Source organism: Sphingobium sp. FW306-1B-F04DB (assembly GCF_058781925.1).
In genome coordinates this window covers 1-16911 of record NZ_JBYSXE010000001.1, presented here as the reverse complement: position 1 = coordinate 16911, position 16911 = coordinate 1, and the positions used below count along the sequence as shown (strand labels likewise).

General features: G+C 65.7%; 17 protein-coding genes. 11 read left to right on the top strand and 6 right to left on the bottom strand.

All coding sequences use genetic code 11. The annotated features are described in order from the left end of the window. Window positions 1-18 precede the first annotated feature (18 nt). The 3 genes from AC3WJD_RS00085 to AC3WJD_RS00075 are packed head-to-tail and all read right to left on the bottom strand — an operon-like array spanning window position 19 to window position 2659. Entirely contained in the window at window positions 19-1314 is a 1296-nt protein-coding gene (locus tag AC3WJD_RS00085) for an SPOR domain-containing protein (protein WP_492743370.1), read from the bottom strand. Between the two features lie 26 nt (window positions 1315-1340). Continuing rightward, window positions 1341-1925, bottom strand: a complete 585-nt coding sequence (locus tag AC3WJD_RS00080) for a hypothetical protein (RefSeq protein WP_492743368.1) — start codon at window positions 1923-1925, stop codon at window positions 1341-1343. Window positions 1926-1942: 17 nt separating this feature from the next. After that, window positions 1943-2659, bottom strand: a complete 717-nt coding sequence (locus AC3WJD_RS00075; RefSeq protein WP_492743367.1) for an AAA family ATPase — start codon at window positions 2657-2659, stop codon at window positions 1943-1945. Between the two features lie 294 nt (window positions 2660-2953). Between AC3WJD_RS00075 and AC3WJD_RS00070 the strand changes: the two genes are divergently transcribed. Then, window positions 2954-4006: an SPOR domain-containing protein gene (locus AC3WJD_RS00070; RefSeq protein WP_492743365.1), complete on the top strand. Its 1053-nt coding sequence runs from the start codon at window positions 2954-2956 to the stop codon at window positions 4004-4006. On the opposite strand, the gene serB is transcribed toward AC3WJD_RS00070, so the two are convergent. After that, window positions 4003-4878 (bottom strand): phosphoserine phosphatase SerB, encoded by an 876-nt coding sequence (gene serB, locus AC3WJD_RS00065; RefSeq protein WP_492743364.1) that lies wholly within the window; start codon window positions 4876-4878, stop codon window positions 4003-4005. The genes AC3WJD_RS00070 and serB overlap by 4 nt on opposite strands. Between serB and miaA the strand changes: the two genes are divergently transcribed. From miaA to leuA, 9 genes are all read left to right on the top strand, one after another. Next, window positions 4871-5821: a tRNA (adenosine(37)-N6)-dimethylallyltransferase MiaA gene (miaA, locus tag AC3WJD_RS00060; RefSeq protein WP_492743362.1), complete on the top strand. Its 951-nt coding sequence runs from the start codon at window positions 4871-4873 to the stop codon at window positions 5819-5821. The genes serB and miaA overlap by 8 nt on opposite strands. 79 nt (window positions 5822-5900) lie before the next feature. Then, entirely contained in the window at window positions 5901-7649 is a 1749-nt protein-coding gene (locus tag AC3WJD_RS00055) for an acetolactate synthase 3 large subunit (protein WP_492743361.1), read from the top strand. A gap of 14 nt (window positions 7650-7663) precedes the next feature. After that, on the top strand, window positions 7664-8179 hold the full coding sequence (gene ilvN / locus AC3WJD_RS00050) for an acetolactate synthase small subunit (protein WP_492743359.1): 516 nt from the start codon (window positions 7664-7666) through the stop codon (window positions 8177-8179). Window positions 8180-8257: 78 nt separating this feature from the next. Continuing rightward, window positions 8258-9277: a ketol-acid reductoisomerase gene (ilvC, locus tag AC3WJD_RS00045; protein ID WP_492743357.1), complete on the top strand. Its 1020-nt coding sequence runs from the start codon at window positions 8258-8260 to the stop codon at window positions 9275-9277. Window positions 9278-9399: 122 nt separating this feature from the next. Beyond that, on the top strand, window positions 9400-10551 hold the full coding sequence (locus AC3WJD_RS00040) for an 8-amino-7-oxononanoate synthase (protein ID WP_492743355.1): 1152 nt from the start codon (window positions 9400-9402) through the stop codon (window positions 10549-10551). Continuing rightward, on the top strand, window positions 10548-11273 hold the full coding sequence (gene bioD, locus AC3WJD_RS00035) for an ATP-dependent dethiobiotin synthetase BioD (RefSeq protein WP_492743353.1): 726 nt from the start codon (window positions 10548-10550) through the stop codon (window positions 11271-11273). Before AC3WJD_RS00040 ends, bioD begins: the two co-directional genes overlap by 4 nt. Beyond that, window positions 11270-12517, top strand: a complete 1248-nt coding sequence (locus AC3WJD_RS00030) for an adenosylmethionine--8-amino-7-oxononanoate transaminase (RefSeq protein ID WP_492743350.1) — start codon at window positions 11270-11272, stop codon at window positions 12515-12517. Before bioD ends, AC3WJD_RS00030 begins: the two co-directional genes overlap by 4 nt. Window positions 12518-12568: 51 nt before the next feature. Continuing rightward, entirely contained in the window at window positions 12569-13210 is a 642-nt protein-coding gene (locus tag AC3WJD_RS00025; protein WP_492743348.1) for a YceI family protein, read from the top strand. 251 nt (window positions 13211-13461) lie between these two features. Continuing rightward, window positions 13462-15180 carry a 2-isopropylmalate synthase gene (gene leuA, locus AC3WJD_RS00020; protein WP_492743347.1) on the top strand — a complete coding sequence of 573 codons (1719 nt, stop codon included), beginning with the start codon at window positions 13462-13464 and terminating at the stop codon, window positions 15178-15180. A 28-nt stretch (window positions 15181-15208) separates the two neighbouring features. Here leuA and AC3WJD_RS00015 read toward each other — a convergent pair whose 3' ends face one another. Next, on the bottom strand, window positions 15209-15499 hold the full coding sequence (locus tag AC3WJD_RS00015; RefSeq protein WP_492743345.1) for an acylphosphatase: 291 nt from the start codon (window positions 15497-15499) through the stop codon (window positions 15209-15211). A gap of 175 nt (window positions 15500-15674) precedes the next feature. On the opposite strand from AC3WJD_RS00015, the gene AC3WJD_RS00010 reads away from it, so the two are divergent. Further along, window positions 15675-15902, top strand: a complete 228-nt coding sequence (locus AC3WJD_RS00010) for a hypothetical protein (RefSeq protein WP_492743343.1) — start codon at window positions 15675-15677, stop codon at window positions 15900-15902. Window positions 15903-16211: 309 nt separating this feature from the next. Here AC3WJD_RS00010 and AC3WJD_RS00005 read toward each other — a convergent pair. Next, window positions 16212-16911, bottom strand: a 700-nt coding sequence (locus AC3WJD_RS00005) for a DNA mismatch repair MutL family protein (protein WP_492743341.1), incomplete at its 5' end; no start/stop codon positions are given.

Sequence of the window (16911 nt, the reverse complement as noted above, 5' to 3'; positions counted from 1 at the left end):
CGTGACCCCGAACGGGATTTAGCGCGAGGCTACACGTCCCGCTGCACGCTGTACCCATTGTGACGGCGCGCCGTTGCCCCAACCGCGGACGAAACAGCTGCCGCCCCTGGCCTTGACCTGGGCGCAGGCACGCTCGGCGTCGCGGCGCGTCTCGAAGCCGCCCAACGCGACGCGGTGCACCGCAGCGCCGTTGAGCTGGAAGGTATCGCCCACCGGACGATATTGCGCGAGCTCGGCAAAGCGCGCGACCGAATGGCCCCACGCGGCTTCGGCGCGTGCGGCGCTCGAATAGGCGCCGATCTGAACGACATAGCGCGTGCTCTCGACGCTCGCGGGCGCGACCTGCGCCACGACGCGCTTGACCGACGCGCGCGGGGCACGAACAACCGACGCGGGAAGCGGCTGCACCACTTCCTGCCGCGGCGCAAAGCTGATCTGACGCAGCGTGCCCTCGACATCGCTGACCGCGACCTTGATCGGTTCGGCCTCGGGCGCGGATGCTACAACCTCGGGCGCCGTAATCTCGGGCGCCACCATGGCATAGGCCTCATCCTTCACCGCGACGGGCGCGAGCGCGAGTCGCACGGGCTGGCCCGCATCCTCGACCGGCGCGACGCCCAGCAGCGACGCGACCTGATCCCAGCTGTTTTCGGGCTGCGCAAAGCGCACCCAGCCCGCCATCCGCTGATTGAGCTCCGCGGGCGAGACATCCTGTGCGGCAATCACGCGCGCGCGGCCCCAATTGCCCGCAAGCGCATGCGTGAGCGCCAGGTTCTGGCGGAGCTTGGACGTGGCGCCCTGCATGCGCGCGGCGGGCTCAAGTATCTCGAACGCCGCATTCGTGTCACCCGCCAGCGCGAGCGCGAGGCCGCGATCGGCATCGGCGACGGGCGCTTCGCCGCGCCGCAGTGTTTCGATCGCGAGGTCGCGCTTGCCGAGCGCGATCTGGACAAGCGCAAGGCTCAGCGTCGCACGGCCATTGGCGGGATCGAGCGCCAGCGTGTCGCCGAACGCGGTTTCCGCCGAGATCAGCCGGCCGCCCTGCAGATAGGCATGGCCAAGCAGCGCACGATACGCGGCTTCGCGCGGGCTCATCGACACTGCCCGTTCGGCCTCGGCGATCGCGGTGTCGAAATCACGCTGCTTGAGCGCGTGCGCCGATGCCGCCGCCGCTTCTGCCGCGGCAGCAGCAGCATCGGTGTCGTCGGAGGCATAGGCGAAGTCGAACTGCCGGACAGAGGGGTTCGCCCCGATCAGCGTCGTGCCCGCGACCAACGCGGTCGCCGTGATCTTGAGGACTGCCGTGCGCGTCATGTCATTCCTCCGCATTTTTTATAGGCTTAGTTGGCACTGCCCGTCGGAACCTTGCGCGCCAGATCGTCGAGTTCGGGACGATCGGCGAGGAAGAGGTCGAGCGCCTCGGTGACGATGGCCTGCGCCGAAGCGCGTTCGATCGCACAGGCCAGCTTGAGCTTGAGGTGGCGTTCGGGGTCGAGGCGGAGCGTGAACGCCGCCTTGCCCTTGCGCCCGCGCACCGCCTTTTTGGCGCGCGCGACCGCGACCCGGGGCACCTTGAGCGCGTCGGACTTCTTGCGCGTCGTCAGGACGGGCGCGTCGAAGGCAACATCCTCGACTTCATCCTCGTCGAACTGTTCTTCGACCGCGTCGAGTTCCTCTGCGAGTTCCTCGCGCTGGAGCACGACGGGCGGCACGGATTGCTCGGGAATCTCGCCGAGCTCGGCGCCGGTCGGAAACGCAACCGTCTTGGGCACGTCGTGCCCCATGTCGTTCCAGCCCAGATCGTCCTGGCCGCTGAAGCCGCCGCCGAAACCGCCGAATCCCTGCGGACGCATCGCGGGCTTCGCATGGCCCTTGCGCGCCAGCAGCCCGGAAGAGAGCGAAGCGACGGGTTTGGGTTCACCCATGATCATTACCTCCCGCCTTACTGGCCAATGACGCGGCGGCCGAAGCCGCCCATCGGACGCGGTGCGACCGCGGCGACACCCACCTGCGGCGCGCTGAACACGGTGCGGCGGAAATTCTTTTCGAGGCGGTCGGAGATGTACGACCAGAGCTCGGTGACCTCCTGCGCCGACCGGCCCTTCGGGTCGACCTCCATCACGGTACGGCCGTCGATCATCGAAGCGGCGAAATCGGTGCGGTGGTGCAGCGTCACCGGGGCAACGGTGCCGTGCTGCGAGAGTGCGACCGCGGCTTCATAGGTGATCTTGGCCTTGGGAGTGGCCGCGTTGACCACGAAGATCAGCGGCTTGCCCGCACGCTCGCACAGATCGACCGTCGCACCGACGGCGCGCAGATCGTGCGGGCTCGGGCGCGTCGGGATGACGATCAGTTCGGCGACGGTGATGACGCTCTGGATCGCCATCGTGATCGCGGGCGGCGTGTCGATCACCGCCAGACGGAAACCCTGCTGGCGCAGCACCTCGAGGTCCGAGGCCAGCCGCGCGACCGTGGTCTGCGCGAAGGCGGGATATTCGCTCTCGCGCTCGTTCCACCAGTCCGCCAGCGACCCCTGTGGATCGATGTCGATCAGCACGACCGGTCCGGCGCCCGAAAGCTGTGCCTGCACAGCCAGGTGGCCCGACAAGGTCGTCTTGCCGGAACCGCCCTTTTGCGATGCCATTGCCAAAACGCGCATAGTTTCCCCTCGGCTCCCCGAGCCTTTCCCTGCAAGGCGGACATCGCCTGGCAGGATAAGAAAGGCTCGATTCAATTCACGGAGCACGTCCCGACCGAAAAACCGCGTCACACTTTTTCGGGACGTGCTCTGTCCTTCACGTCGAGGGGTGCCATGATGACGTCTAAAATCTGGTTAACAGGCGGAAAGAATATTTGGCCAAGTGCCGATTTTAACTTGGATAATTTTTTGCTAAGAACCGATTAAGAAAGTCTGTTTAGGCTGCTGCGCGAACAGGCGCACAGGGGGCATCCGATGAAGGCGTTCGCATGGCACTTAAGGGCGGGCTTCGCGGCCGCGAGCCTGGCGATAGTCGTGCCTGGCCTGGCCCAGCCCGGACAGAGCCCCGGCCCGGGCGATGTCGAGCAGGGCATCGAGGCGTGGCTCAAAGGCGACTTCGCCGAGGCGGTGCGACTGTGGCGGCCCCGCGCAATCGAGGGTGATGCGGACGCGCAATACAATATCGCCACCGCCTACAAGCTCGGCCGCGGCGTGGAGGCGGACCTCGTTCAGGCCGAACACTGGTACCAGCTCGCCGCGGCGCAGGGGCATGAGGAAGCCGCGGACAATTACGGGCTGGTGCTGTTCCAGAACGGGCGGCGCGCCGAGGCCATGCCTTGGCTCGAAAAGTCGGTGGCGCGGGGCGACCCCCGAGCGCAGTACATATTGGGCACCGCGCTGTTCAACGGCGACATCGTCGCAAAGGACTGGATCCGCGGCTACGCGCTGGTGACGCGCGCGTCGTCGGCAGGGCTTTCACAGGCGTCGCGCGCGCTGGTCCAGATGGACGAGTTCATGCCGCTCGATCAGCGTCAACAGGCGATGGTGCTCGCGCGCGAAATCGAGGCCGCGCAAAGGAAGCCTTCGGTCCCCGACGTGGCAGCCCCGCCGCCGGTGCAACCAGCGGCTGCCGCAAAGCCCGTCGGCGCGCCCTATCCCGTTCCCGGCGGCGCACCCGCCCCGGCATCGGTTGCCAAGACAGTGACGACACCAACCCCCGTCCCTGCTTCCGTGCAGCTCAGGCCCGCCGCAGTGCAGACGTCCCGCCCTGCGGCTCCCAAGGCGGCTGTACCTGCTGGCGACTGGCGCATCCAGCTCGGCGCGTTCAGTGACGCCGCGCGCGCGCGTTCGCTTTGGAGCGCGCTAAAGCCCAGGGTGAAAGGGCTTGGTGCGATCGAGCCCTTTTATGTGAAGGCGGGTGCGGTAACGCGGCTTCAGGCAGGCCCGTTCGGAACGAAGGTGGATGCCGATCGCCAGTGCGCCGCGGTCAAGGTCGCGGGGCAGGCCTGCATGGCGGTGAAACCCTAGTCCATCACCCATTCAGCGCGGGGAATGCCCTGCGCGTAAAGCAGTGCGGTCAGGTCGCCATGGATGATGCGCGCATCGGCCGCAGCAGCAGCCTTTTCCTTGGCATGGTAGGCGACACCGAGCCCAGCGGCCTCGATCATCGGGATATCGTTGGCGCCATCGCCCACGGCGAGCGTCTGCGCTAGGTCGAGACCGTTGCGCGCTGCCTCTTCGACCAGCGTTTCGCGCTTGGCGGCTGCGCCGATGACGGGGCGCGCAACGGTGCCATCGAGCGCGTCGCCACTGATGCCGAGCGTGTTCGACACCGCGCGCTCAAAGCCGATTTCCATTGCAACGCGATCCGCGAAATGGGTGAAGCCGCCCGAAACGAGCACGGTCATCGCACCGCGCGCGCGCATCGTCCTCACCAGCGTCGTCGCGCCGGGCATGAGCTTCACGCGCTCGCGATAGCAGGTGTCGAGCGTCGAGACCGGCAACCCCTTGAGCAGCGCGACGCGCGCGTCGAGCGCAGCCTCGAAATCGAGTTCGCCACGCATCGCGCGTTCGGTCACTTCGGAGATTTCGGCCTTGATCCCCGCATAATCGGCGAGTTCGTCGATGCACTCGATCGTGATCATCGTCGAATCCATGTCGGAAATCAGCAGCTTCTTCTCGCGTTGCTCGCGCGGCTGAATGATGACATCCATGTCCGAGGGCGCGGACAGCGCGGCGCGCGCGGCTTCGAGGTTCATCACGAAGGGAATGTCGGCTGCTCGGCCCTCGTCGATCCAATCCCAGCTACCCGGCTGGCAGCCTGCCACATCCAGTCTGTCCAACGCTTCGTCAACGTCACCATATCCGAGGTGCTCTGCTATCAGTGTCGCGATGAACAAGACTCACACTCCCCGGCGTCAGAAGGTGGTGCTTATTGCGGGGCCGACCGCGAGCGGCAAGTCGGCTCTGGCGGTAAATCTCGGCCAGCGCCTGCCCTCGGTCGTCATCAACGCCGATTCGGCTCAGGTCTATGCCGATCTGCGCGTGCTTTCCGCGCGCCCCGATGCGGCCGAGATGGGGGGCGTACTCCATCGGCTGTTCGGCTATATCGACGGCGCTGAAGCGTGTTCGGCGGCGCGCTGGGCGGAGGATGCGAAGCGCGAAATCGAGATCGCCGCGTATGATGCGGCTCTGCCGATCCTTGTCGGCGGCACGGGGCTTTACCTGCGCACGCTGCTAGACGGCATCGCGCCGGTGCCCGATATTGACCCAGACATCCGCGCCGCGGTCCGCGCGTTGCCGGTCGCCGACGCGCATGCCGCGCTCTCGAGCGAGGATCCTGCGGCAGCCGCGCGGCTCGCGGCCGCCGACACGGCGCGCGTGGCACGCGCGCTTGAGGTGGTCCGTTCGACCGGGCGCACACTTGCGTCGTGGCAGGACGCGCGCATCGGCGGCATCGCCGACGATATCGATCTCGTACCGCTGATCCTTCTGCCGCCGCGCGACTGGCTGTTCGAACGGATCGAACGGCGCTTCGCCGCGATGTTGGGGCAAGGCGCGATCGACGAGGTCGAGGCGTTGCGTGCGCGCCATCTCGACCCCGCGCTGCCCGTGATGCGCGCGATTGGCGTCCCCGAGATTTCGGCCTGGCTCGACGGCGAGGTCAGCCGCGAAGTGATGCTCGAACGTGGCACAATCGCGACGCGGCAATATGGGAAGCGGCAATATACCTGGTTCTCGCGCCAGCCGCCCGCGGAATGGACTGTCGCAAAAGAGCAACTTGATGACTCCATCGTTGATCAGATAGCAATTAAATTACAATCACAGGTGTTGACAGTTTAATTTATTGTCCGTAGCTCAGCCGGCCTTGCCCTTGCTGCACTGCGGCAGCGTGGGCGCGTAAACATGGTCGGAGGATTTGATGACTGCGGAAAAGTCCGGTGCGGACATACTGGTCGAGGCCCTGAGCGATCTCGGGGTCGAGGTCGTATTCGGCTATCCGGGTGGCGCGGTGCTTCCGATCTATGACGCGCTGTTCAAGCAGAGCCGCATCAAGCACATCCTCGTCCGCCACGAACAGGCTGCGACGCACGCGGCCGAAGGCTATGCGCGCTCGACCGGCAAGCCCGGCGTCGTCCTCGTCACCTCGGGGCCAGGCGCGACCAATGCCGTCACGGGCATCACCGACGCGCTGATGGATTCGATCCCTATGGTCGTCATCACCGGCCAGGTTCCCACGGCGCTGATCGGATCGGATGCGTTCCAGGAGGCCGACACGGTCGGCATCACGCGCCACTGTTCCAAGCACAATTATCTGATCAAGGATCCCGCGCGACTGGGTGACACGGTCCACGAGGCGTTCCACATCGCCACATCGGGGCGGCCTGGCCCCGTCGTCGTCGACATTCCCAAGGACGTCCAGGTCGCGACCGCGAAGTACCGCAAGCCCGGCGCGATCCAGCACAAGACCTATCGCCCGCAGGTCAAGGCCGACCAGGCGCAGATCGAGGCGGCGGTCGAAATGCTCGCCGCGGCCGAGCGCCCTATCTTCTACACGGGCGGCGGTGTCATCAATGCGGGCCCGGCGGCGAGCCAGATCCTGCGCGAGCTCGCCCGGATCACGGGCGCCCCCGTCACCTCGACGCTGATGGGGCTCGGTGCCTTCCCTGCCTCGTCGGACCAGTGGCTGGGCATGCTCGGCATGCACGGCACCTATGAAGCCAATATGGCGATGAACCGCGCCGACCTGATCGTCGCGCTGGGCAGCCGCTTCGACGATCGCGTCACCGGCCGGCTCGATGCCTTTGCGCCCCATTCGAAGAAGATCCATGTCGACATCGACCGGTCCTCGATGAACAAGACCGTGCATGTCGAGCTGCCGATCCTCGCCGATGTCGGCCGCGCGATGGAGGACATGGTCCGCATCTGGAAGGGCCGCGGCCACCAGAAGAACGACCTGTCGAAATGGTGGGCGCAGATCGCCGAATGGCGTGCAAAGGATTGCCTCGCCTACCCCGCCTCGACCAAGGAGATCATGCCGCAGGAGGCGATCCGCCGGCTGTGGGAGGCGACGCACGCGCGCAATCCCGTCATCACCACCGAGGTCGGCCAGCATCAGATGTGGGCGGCGCAGTATTTCCGCTTCGAACAGCCCAACAAATGGCTGACCTCGGGCGGACTCGGCACGATGGGTTACGGCCTGCCCGCCGCGATCGGCGCGCAACTCGGCAATCCCAACGCGCTCGTCATCGATATCGCGGGCGAAGCGTCGATCCAGATGAACATCCAGGAGCTGGCGACCGCCACGCAATACCGCCTGCCCGTCAAGATCTTCATCCTCAACAACGAATATATGGGGATGGTGCGCCAGTGGCAGCAGCTGACCTATCAGAGCCGCTATTCGGAAAGCTATTCCGACGCGCTGCCCGATTTCGTCAAGCTGGGCGAGGCCTATGGCTGGACGGGCATCCGCATCGAGGGGATGCAGGAGCTTGAGGCGGGCATCAAACAGATGATCGACACGCCGGGCCCGGTGATCGTCGATTGCCGCGTGGCAAAGCTCGCCAACTGCTTCCCGATGATCCCGTCGGGCGCGGCGCATACCGAAATGCTCCTGCAGTCCGATCAGGTTTCGGGCGAAATGGACGATGAAGCCAAAGCGCTGGTCTGAGCGCGGGGGATACAATGCACATCAAGGAAGAACTGAAAGAGCGGCACACGCTCGCGATCATCGTCGACAACGAGGCGGGTGTTCTGGCGCGCATCGCGGGGCTGTTCACCGCGCGTGGCTACAATATCGAGAGCCTGACCGTTACCGACATCAGCGACGATCACCAGATCAGCCGCATTACCATCGTGACCAGCGCCTCGGCGCCGATGATCGAGCAGATCATCGCGCAGCTCGAGCGGCTCGTGCCCGTGCACAAGGTGCTCGACCTGACCGCGCTCGGCCCGCATGTCGAGCGCGAGCTCGCGCTGGTGAAGGTCGCGGGCATCGGCGACCACCGCATCGAGGCGCTGCGTCTTGCCGATGTGTACCGGGCGCGCGTGGTCGATGCGACGACGTCGAGCTTCGTCTTCGAGGTGACGGGCGGCACCGACAAGATCGACACCTTCGTCTCGCTGATGCGCGAGGTCGGCCTCGTAGAGGTCGCCCGCACGGGCATCGTCGCCATTTCCCGCGGCAAGGACGCCGTCTGAGTTTCGAGTACCCCGGCGAAAGCCGGGGTCTGGACCCCGGCTTTCGCCGGGGTACGCAAATACAAAGGGAACTTGAATATGCGCGTTTACTACGATCGCGACGCCGATCTGAACCTGATCAAGGGCAAGAAGATCGCCATCGTCGGCTATGGCAGCCAGGGCCATGCCCACGCCCAGAACCTGCGCGATTCGGGCGTGGCCGAGGTCGCGATCGCGCTCCGTCCCGGTTCGGCGACCGCAAAGAAGGCCGAAGGTGCAGGCTTCAAGGTGTTGTCGAATGCCGAAGCCGCGAAATGGGCTGATATCGTCATGATCCTCGCGCCCGACGAGCATCAGGCCGCGCTCTACAATGACGATCTCCACGCCAATCTGAAGCAGGGCGCCACGCTGGCATTTGCACACGGCCTCAACGTCCATTTCGGCCTGATCGAGCCGCGCGCCGATCTCGACGTCATCATGGTCGCGCCCAAGGGGCCGGGCCACACCGTGCGTTCCGAATATGTGAAGGGCGGCGGCGTCCCCTGCCTGATGGCCGTCCATCAGGATTCGAGCGGCAACGCGCACGACCTCGCACTCGCCTATGCCTCGGCGGTCGGCGGCGGCCGTTCGGGCATCATCGAGACCAATTTCCGCGAGGAATGCGAAACCGACCTGTTCGGCGAGCAGGCCGTGCTCTGTGGCGGCGTCACCCACCTGATCCAGGCAGGCTTCGAGACACTGGTCGAGGCGGGTTATGCCCCCGAAATGGCGTATTTCGAGTGCCTTCACGAAACCAAGCTGATCGTCGACCTGCTCTATGAAGGCGGCATCGCCAACATGCGTTACTCGATCTCGAACACCGCCGAATATGGCGACATCACCACCGGCCCACGCATCATCACCGATGAAACCAAGGCGGAGATGAAGCGCGTGCTCGCCGACATCCAGTCGGGCCGCTTCGTCAAGAACTTCGTGCTCGACAATCGCGCGGGCCAGCCCGAGCTGAAGGCGGCGCGCAAGCAGGCCGCGGCGCATCCGATCGAGAAGGTCGGTGCCGAGCTGCGCGCGATGATGCCGTGGATCGGCGCCAACAAGCTGGTCGACAAGGACAAGAACTGACGGCGCAACGGGCCGTCACCCTGAACTTGGTTCAGGGTCCATGAACACGGCGCGTGCAGAATCTGCGCCGCCTGTGTTCAAGGATGCTGAATCAAGTTCAGCATAACGCTAAGGGGCGGGCGATGACCTCCGAGACTCGCCCGTTCGAAACCCATGCGCGTCAGCTCGATGCGCTCGCCGCCGACGACCGGCTTCGCACGCTCAGGCCGCGCCAAGGGCTCGATTTCGTATCGAACGACTATCTGGCGCTCGCCAATTCGCCCGAGTTGCGCGCCGCTTTGTTCGATGGCATCGAGCGCGGCCTGCCCGCCGGATCGGGCGGTTCCCGACTGCTGCGCGGCAATCACGAGGAGCATGAGGCGCTCGAAAGCGAGGCTGCGCGCCATTATGGCAGCGAGGCCGCGCTGTTCTTCGCGACGGGCTTCACCGCCAACGCCGCGCTCTTTGCGACGCTGCCCCAGCGCGGCGACCTTGTCGTCCATGACGAACTCATCCACGCCAGCGCACATGACGGGATGAAGCTCGGCCGCGCCGAGCGCGTTGCCGTCGCGCACAACAATGCCGACGCCTTCGAAACCGCGATCCGCAACTGGCGCGCGCGCGGCGGTCTGGGGCGCCCGTGGATCGCGGTCGAAAGCCTCTATTCGATGGACGGCGATCGCGCCCCGCTTGCGGCCCTGGCCGAAGTAGCCGAGCGAAACGATGCGGTGCTCATCATCGATGAGGCGCACGCAACGGGCGTTTTCGGTCCCGACGGACGTGGCCTTTCGGCATCGCTCGCGGGGCATGAGAACGTCATCGCGCTGCACACCTGCGGCAAGGCGCTGGGTTGCGAGGGCGCGCTGCTCTGCGCACCGCGCGTGCTCGTCGACTTCCTCGTCAACCGCGCCCGCCCGTTCATCTTCTCAACCGCATCCTCGCCCTTTGTAGCACACATGGTCCGCCGCGCGATCGAGATCGTCGCCACCCAGCCCCAGCGCCGCGCCGCGCTCGACGCGCTCGTCGAGCATGCCAGCGCCCGATTGCACGACCGGCTCGGCGTCGCTCCCACCGGTTCGCAGATCATCCCCGTGATCATCGGCGACAATGGCCGCACCATGGCGATCGCGTCGGAGCTCCAGTCGGCGGGGTTCGATGTGCGCGGCATTCGCCCGCCGACCGTGCCCGAAGGCACCGCGCGGCTGCGCGTATCGATCACGCTCAACGTCACCGCTGCCGACATCGACGCGCTCGTCGACGCGATGGAAGGGGCGATCGCGCGCATCCCGGCATGAGCCAGCGCTTCGTCATCACCGCAACCGACACCGATGTCGGCAAGACCATCTTTTCCGCGGCGCTCGTCCAGGCGCTTGGTGCGAGCTACTGGAAGCCTGTCCAGGCGGGGTTTGAGGACGGCACCGACAGCGAGACCGTGGCGCGATTGATCCGCCCTTCCCTTCTTTGTCATCCCCGCGAAAGCGGGGATCCAGGCGAAGCCGGCGTATCGCGCACGCGCCCCCTGGATTCCCGCTTTCGCGGGAATGACACGGAAGGGGCGGCGCACATCTTCCCCGAAACCTATCGCCTCACCACCCCCGCCTCGCCGCATCTCGCCGCCGAGATCGACGGGGTCGTCATCGACGTGGATGCACTGACGTCGCCCCGATGCGACAGTCCGCTAGTTATCGAGGGCGCTGGCGGCGCGCTCGTTCCCATCACGCGCTCGGTGTTGTTCGCCGACATCTTCGCGCGCTGGCAACTGCCCGTGATCATCTGCGCGCGCACCGGGCTGGGTACGATCAACCACAGCCTGATGACGATCGAGGCGCTGCGCAGCCGCAACGTGCAGATTCACGGCATCGCATTCATCGGCGACGCGATGCCCGATAGCGAGGCGATCATTCCCGAGATTTCGCGCGTCAGGCGGCTCGGCCGCCTCCCCCGGCTAGACCCGCTGACTTCCGAAACGCTCGCCGCCGCCTTTGCCGCGCACTTCGACACCGCCGATTTCGCATGACCACCTCCCCCGTCTGGCACCCTTTCACCCAGCACGGCCTCGGCGAGCCGATCCCCCGGATCGCACGCGCAGAGGGTGCAGCGATCTACGCCGAGGACGGTACGCGCTGGATCGACGCGATCTCGTCCTGGTGGGTGGTGACGCACGGCCATTGTCATCCGTGCATCATGACCGCGATCCGCGAGCAGACCGAAAGGCTCGACCAGCTCATCTTCGCGGGCTGGACGCACGAACCCGCCGAGACGCTCGCGCGCGAACTCGTCGCACTGACCCCCGAATCGCTGACACGCGTCTTCTTTTCAGACAGCGGCTCGACCAGCGTCGAGGTCGCGCTCAAGATGGCGCTCGGCTATTGGTCCAACATAGGGAGCCCGCGCCACCGCATCCTCGTGATGGAGCACAGCTATCATGGCGACACAATCGGCGCGATGTCGGTGGGCGCGCGCGGTGTGTTCAACCGTCCGTACGAGCCGCTGCTGTTCGATGTCGGCACCATCCCCTTCCCCGCCGCGGGACGCGAGCAGGCGACGCTCGATGCGCTCGAGGCCGCCTGCCGCGCAAAGCCCGCCGCCTTCATCGTCGAGCCACTGATCCTCGGCGCGGGCGGCATGCTGATCTATTCGCCCCAAACGCTCGCCGAGATGCGCCGGATCTGCGCCACGCACGGCGTGCTGTTCATCGCCGACGAGGTGATGACCGGCTGGGGCCGCACGGGCACGCGCTTCGCCTGCGACCAGGCAGGGATCGCGCCCGACATCATGTGCCTGTCCAAGGGGCTGACGGGCGGCGCGATCCCGCTCGCGGTCACGCTCGCCACCGACGCGATCTTCGACGCGCATTATTCGCGCGACCGCAGCAGGACCTTCTACCATTCGAGCAGCTACACCGCGAACCCGATCGCCTGCGCCGCCGCCAACGCCAATCTCGCCATCTGGCGTGATGAGCCCGTCGCTGAACGGATCACGACGCTAAGCGCGATGCAGCAGCGCCAGCTAGACCGGCTCGCGGATCATTCGCGACTTGCGGGGCATCGCCGGATCGGCACGATCGCGGCGGTTGACGTGGTCGCCGATGATGCGGGCTATCTCTCCGATCTCGCACCGCGCCTCATCGGTTTCTTCCGTGAACGCGGCCTTCTGCTGCGCCCGCTCGGCAACACGCTTTACGTGATGCCGCCCTATTGCACGAGTGAAGCCGACATTACGTTGATCTATGATGGCATTCTGGCCGCGCTTGAGGTTTGACAGTCGGGCTGCGGCGTCTCAATTTGCGCGTCCCCATCAGGAGACAGTTCCATGCGTCCTTTCCTCATCGCTTTCGGCCTTGCGGCGGCTTCGGCAGTCGCGCTTCCGCTCGTCGCGCAGCAGTCAGCGCAGCTCCCGGGATCGAAGAATCCTGCCGCTGTGACCGGCGGCGCCTATACCGTCGATCCCGCGCACACGCTGGTGCGCTGGGAAGTCGACCATCTCGGCTTCTCGCCCTATTTCGGCATCTTCGGCGACGTGACCGGCACGCTCACGCTCGATCCCAAGAATCCGTCCGCCGCGAAGGTCGATGTCACCATTCCCGTCGCCAAGGTGACGACCGCCAGCGCGGGCCTCACCAAGCACCTGCTCAAGCCCGCCGAGGGTGGCAAGCCGGCCGACTTCTTCGGCGCCAGTCCCGCCGACGCGAAGTTCGTTTCGACCGCTGTGACGGTCAACGGCAACGACGCGAAGATCACGGGCAACCTGACGCTCAACGGCGTCACCAAGCCAGTCACGCTCGACGCCGAATTCTATGGCGCCGGCAAGGCGCCCGCGCAGATGGGCGGCAAGGAAAATGTCGGCTTCGAGGCCGAAACCACGATAAAGCGCAGCGACTTCGGCATCGGCTACGGCATCCCGATGGTGTCGGACGAGGTGAAACTGGAAATCGCCGCCGCGTTCCAGAAATAATGATGCGCTGAAAGCCCCTGTTGCGAAAGCGACAGGGGTTTTTGCTGGACAGGCACGCCATTTCCCGTCATGGGCATGGGCATGAACGCGCCCCGCGCCCTTCTTCTTCTTCGACTTACGCGCCCTTAGGCGCGACGCTTTCGCGTGCCCCAGCCGGGCACCGCGGCACCGCCTAAGGGCTATAATAAACCGGAAGCGAAAACGAGCCGCGGGTGCTGATTCATGCCCGCGCTAAGCTGAAGAGAAGACCCATGCTGCGTGACCCGTCCGTAAAATACCGCCCCTTCCCGCAGGTCGCCATTTCCGACCGCCAATGGCCGAGCCGCACGATCACCCAGGCGCCGCGCTGGCTCTCTACCGACATGCGCGACGGCAACCAGGCGCTGATCGACCCGATGGACAGCGAGAAGAAGACGCGTTTCTTCGACCTGCTCTGCAAGGTCGGGGTCAAGGAGATCGAGGTCGGCTTCCCCTCGGCGGGCGCGACCGAGTTCGACTTCATCTCGGGTCTGGTCCAGCAGGGCCGCGTTCCCGACGACGTGATCATTCAGGTGCTGACCCAGTCACGGCAGGATCTGATCGAAAAGAGCTTCGAGAGCCTGAAGGGCGCGAAACAGGCGATCGTCCATCTCTACAACGCCGTATCGCCCGCGTGGCGCCGCATCGTGTTCAACATGGAACGCCCAGAAATCAAGGCGATCGCGGTCGCGGGTGCCAAGGTGCTGCGCGACGAGGCCGCGAAGCAGCCGAACACCCAATGGCATTTCGAATACAGCCCCGAGACCTTTTCGACCGCCGAGCTCGATTTCTCGGTCGAGGTCTGCGAGGCGGTGATGGATATCCTGCAGCCGACGCCCGAACGCCCGCTGATCCTCAACCTGCCCGCGACGGTCGAGGCAGCGACCCCCAATATCTATGCCGACCAGATCGAATGGTTCTGCCGCAATATCCGCAACCGCGATTCGGTAGTGATCTCGCTCCACCCGCACAATGACCGCGGCACCGGCGTAGCCGCAGCCGAGCTGGGGCTGATGGCGGGCGCCGACCGCGTCGAGGGCTGCCTGTTCGGCAATGGCGAGCGCACGGGCAATTGCGACCTCGTCACCGTCGCGCTCAACCTGTACACGCAGGGTGTCGATCCGGGGCTCGACTTCTCCGATATCGATCAGGTCATCCGCACGGTCGAATATTGCAACAACATCCCCGTCCACCCGCGCCACCCTTATGCTGGCGACCTCGTGTTCACCGCCTTTTCGGGATCGCATCAGGACGCGATCAAGAAGGGGTTCGCGGCGCAGGAGGCGCGCAACGACGAATATTGGGAAGTCCCCTATCTGCCGATCGATCCCGCCGATCTCGGTCGCAGCTACGAGGCGGTGATCCGGGTCAACTCACAGTCGGGCAAGGGCGGCGTCGCCTGGGTGCTCGAGCAGGACAAGGGGCTGAAGCTGCCCAAGCGGATGCAGGCCGATTTCAGCCGTCATGTGCAGGCAATGGCCGACGAAACGAGCCGTGAGCTGAATGCGGAAGATATCTGGACGACCTTCCGCCGGGCCTATGCGCTCGACGGCGAACACCCCTTCGGGCTGGTCGATTATCAGGAAACCCATGCGCCGGGCGGGATGGGCGGCGCCAACCGCATGTTCGTCGGGAAGATCAAACTCGACGGCGAGGAACGCTCGATCAGCGGGCGCGGCAACGGCCTGATCTCGTCGGTGCTGGCGGCGCTGCGCGACGAATGCGCGATCGAGCTCGAGGTCGCGGATTATAGCGAGCATGCGATCGGGCATGGATCGGACGCGCAGGCGGCCGCCTATGTCGAATGCCGCACGCCCGAGGGCCGGACGGTGTTCGGCGTGGGCGTCGATGCCGATGTGGCGACCGCCAGCGTGCGCGCGGTGCTTAGTGCGGCCAATGTTCTCGGGAGCGCGGCGGCTGCGAGCGGCGCAAGCGCTGTGTCGGCTGCCTGATACCAACGGGCAATGCAGTAGCGCCCCACTAGGCGGTTGGCAGGAACTCGAAGCCGGACCCTGCGGGCGCGTCGGCGTCCTCCACCGCCACGCCGCTGACGCGCGCCAGCGCTGGCCCGTCATGGCAGGCGGTGATGAACGAGGCCACCGCAGCGGGCGTACCCGATATCAGCGCCTCTACGCTGCGGTCGCTGCGGTTGCGAACCCAGCCGGCGAGTCCCAGCGCTCGCGCCCTGCCCATTGCCCAGTCGCGATAGCCGACGCCCTGGACGCGGCCGGTGATCCTCAGGTGACGTGCTATGCTGTCCTGTTCGTGCATGGCGCGGGCATCCCTTGTATCGGCACGTCAGGCTGCGCCCGACCATGCACCGCGCGCAACAAAATTCGGCACGTTCATAACAAGTTACGGTAACGTATCGAGAATTTCGACGAGTGACATAATCGCATAGACCAACGTCGTTGTGAGCCAAACTATTGCCCGATATGTGCGCGCCATGCGTTGCAGTGCCACCATCGTCGAGCATGTTGCCCGCGCGATATGCGAGCAGGCTTTCCATGAGCGGCACAAACATTCCGCCACGCAGCGCATCATCGATCGCGACTGGCCCCATTTCGTGCAGCAGGCGCAAGCCGCATTGGAAGCCGCGCATGGCGACGAATCCGCGATCGCGGCGCGCCGCGCGGCGCGCGAAAGCTGGGACGGGCTGCTTTTCGCTCCCTGAACGCGCGGGGCTTTATCCCGCAAGAAGCGCGTCTGCGGAACAATGGCTTGCGCGCGGGGTTACCCCTGCATGGCTCTGATCTGGCTCGGCATGGTGTTGGTCGTCGGCGGCATGGTGCTTGCTGCGACGCGAACCCTGAGACGCGGTCGCCTCAGCGAAGCGCGATCACGGACGAGGTCAGCACGTCCTGATACGCTTGAGCCGAGGGGGCGTGGAGCCCGGTTGAGCATCAAGGCCGATCTGCCGGGCCTTGGGCTCATGGCGGTCGGCGCGCTCCTGCTCCTTATCGGCGCATTCGTGTAACCGCGCTCACTTCCGCCCGAACAGCTTCTCCACGTCTCCGAGCGCTAATTTCACCCAGGTGGGACGGCCGTGGTTGCACTGGCCCGAATGCGGGGTGACCTCCATTTCGCGCAGCAGCGCGTTCATCTCGGCGACCGAGAGGATGCGCCCCGCGCGGACCGAGCCGTGGCACGCCATCGTGGCCGCGACATGGTCGAGCCGCTCCTTCAATGAGAGTGCCTCGTCATAGGCCGCAAGCTCGTCCGCCAAGTCGGTGACGAGCGCCTTCACATCGCCATTGCCCAGCATTGCGGGCGTCGCGCGAACGAGCATCGCCGAGGGCCCGAAGCGTTCGAGTTCGAGCCCGAATTCGACCAGTTCGGCGGTGCGCGCCTCCAGCCGGTCGCACGCGCTCTCGTCGAGCTCGACGACTTCGGGAAGCAGCAACGCCTGTCGCGCGACACCGCCGCCGTCCATCGCACGGCGCATGCGTTCGAGCACAAGGCGTTCGTGCGCGGCATGCTGATCGACGATCACCAGGCCATCTTCGGCTTCAGCGACGATATAGGTCTTCGCCACCTGGCCGCGCGCAACGCCGAGGGGGTAACTCACCGTCTCGGGCGGCGGCACGAAAGCGGGCTCTGCGCGCGCCATTGGCGGCGGCATGGTGAAGCCAGGGCGGCGATCCCACAATCTGAGCCCCTCCCTTTTAAGGGAGGGGTTGGGG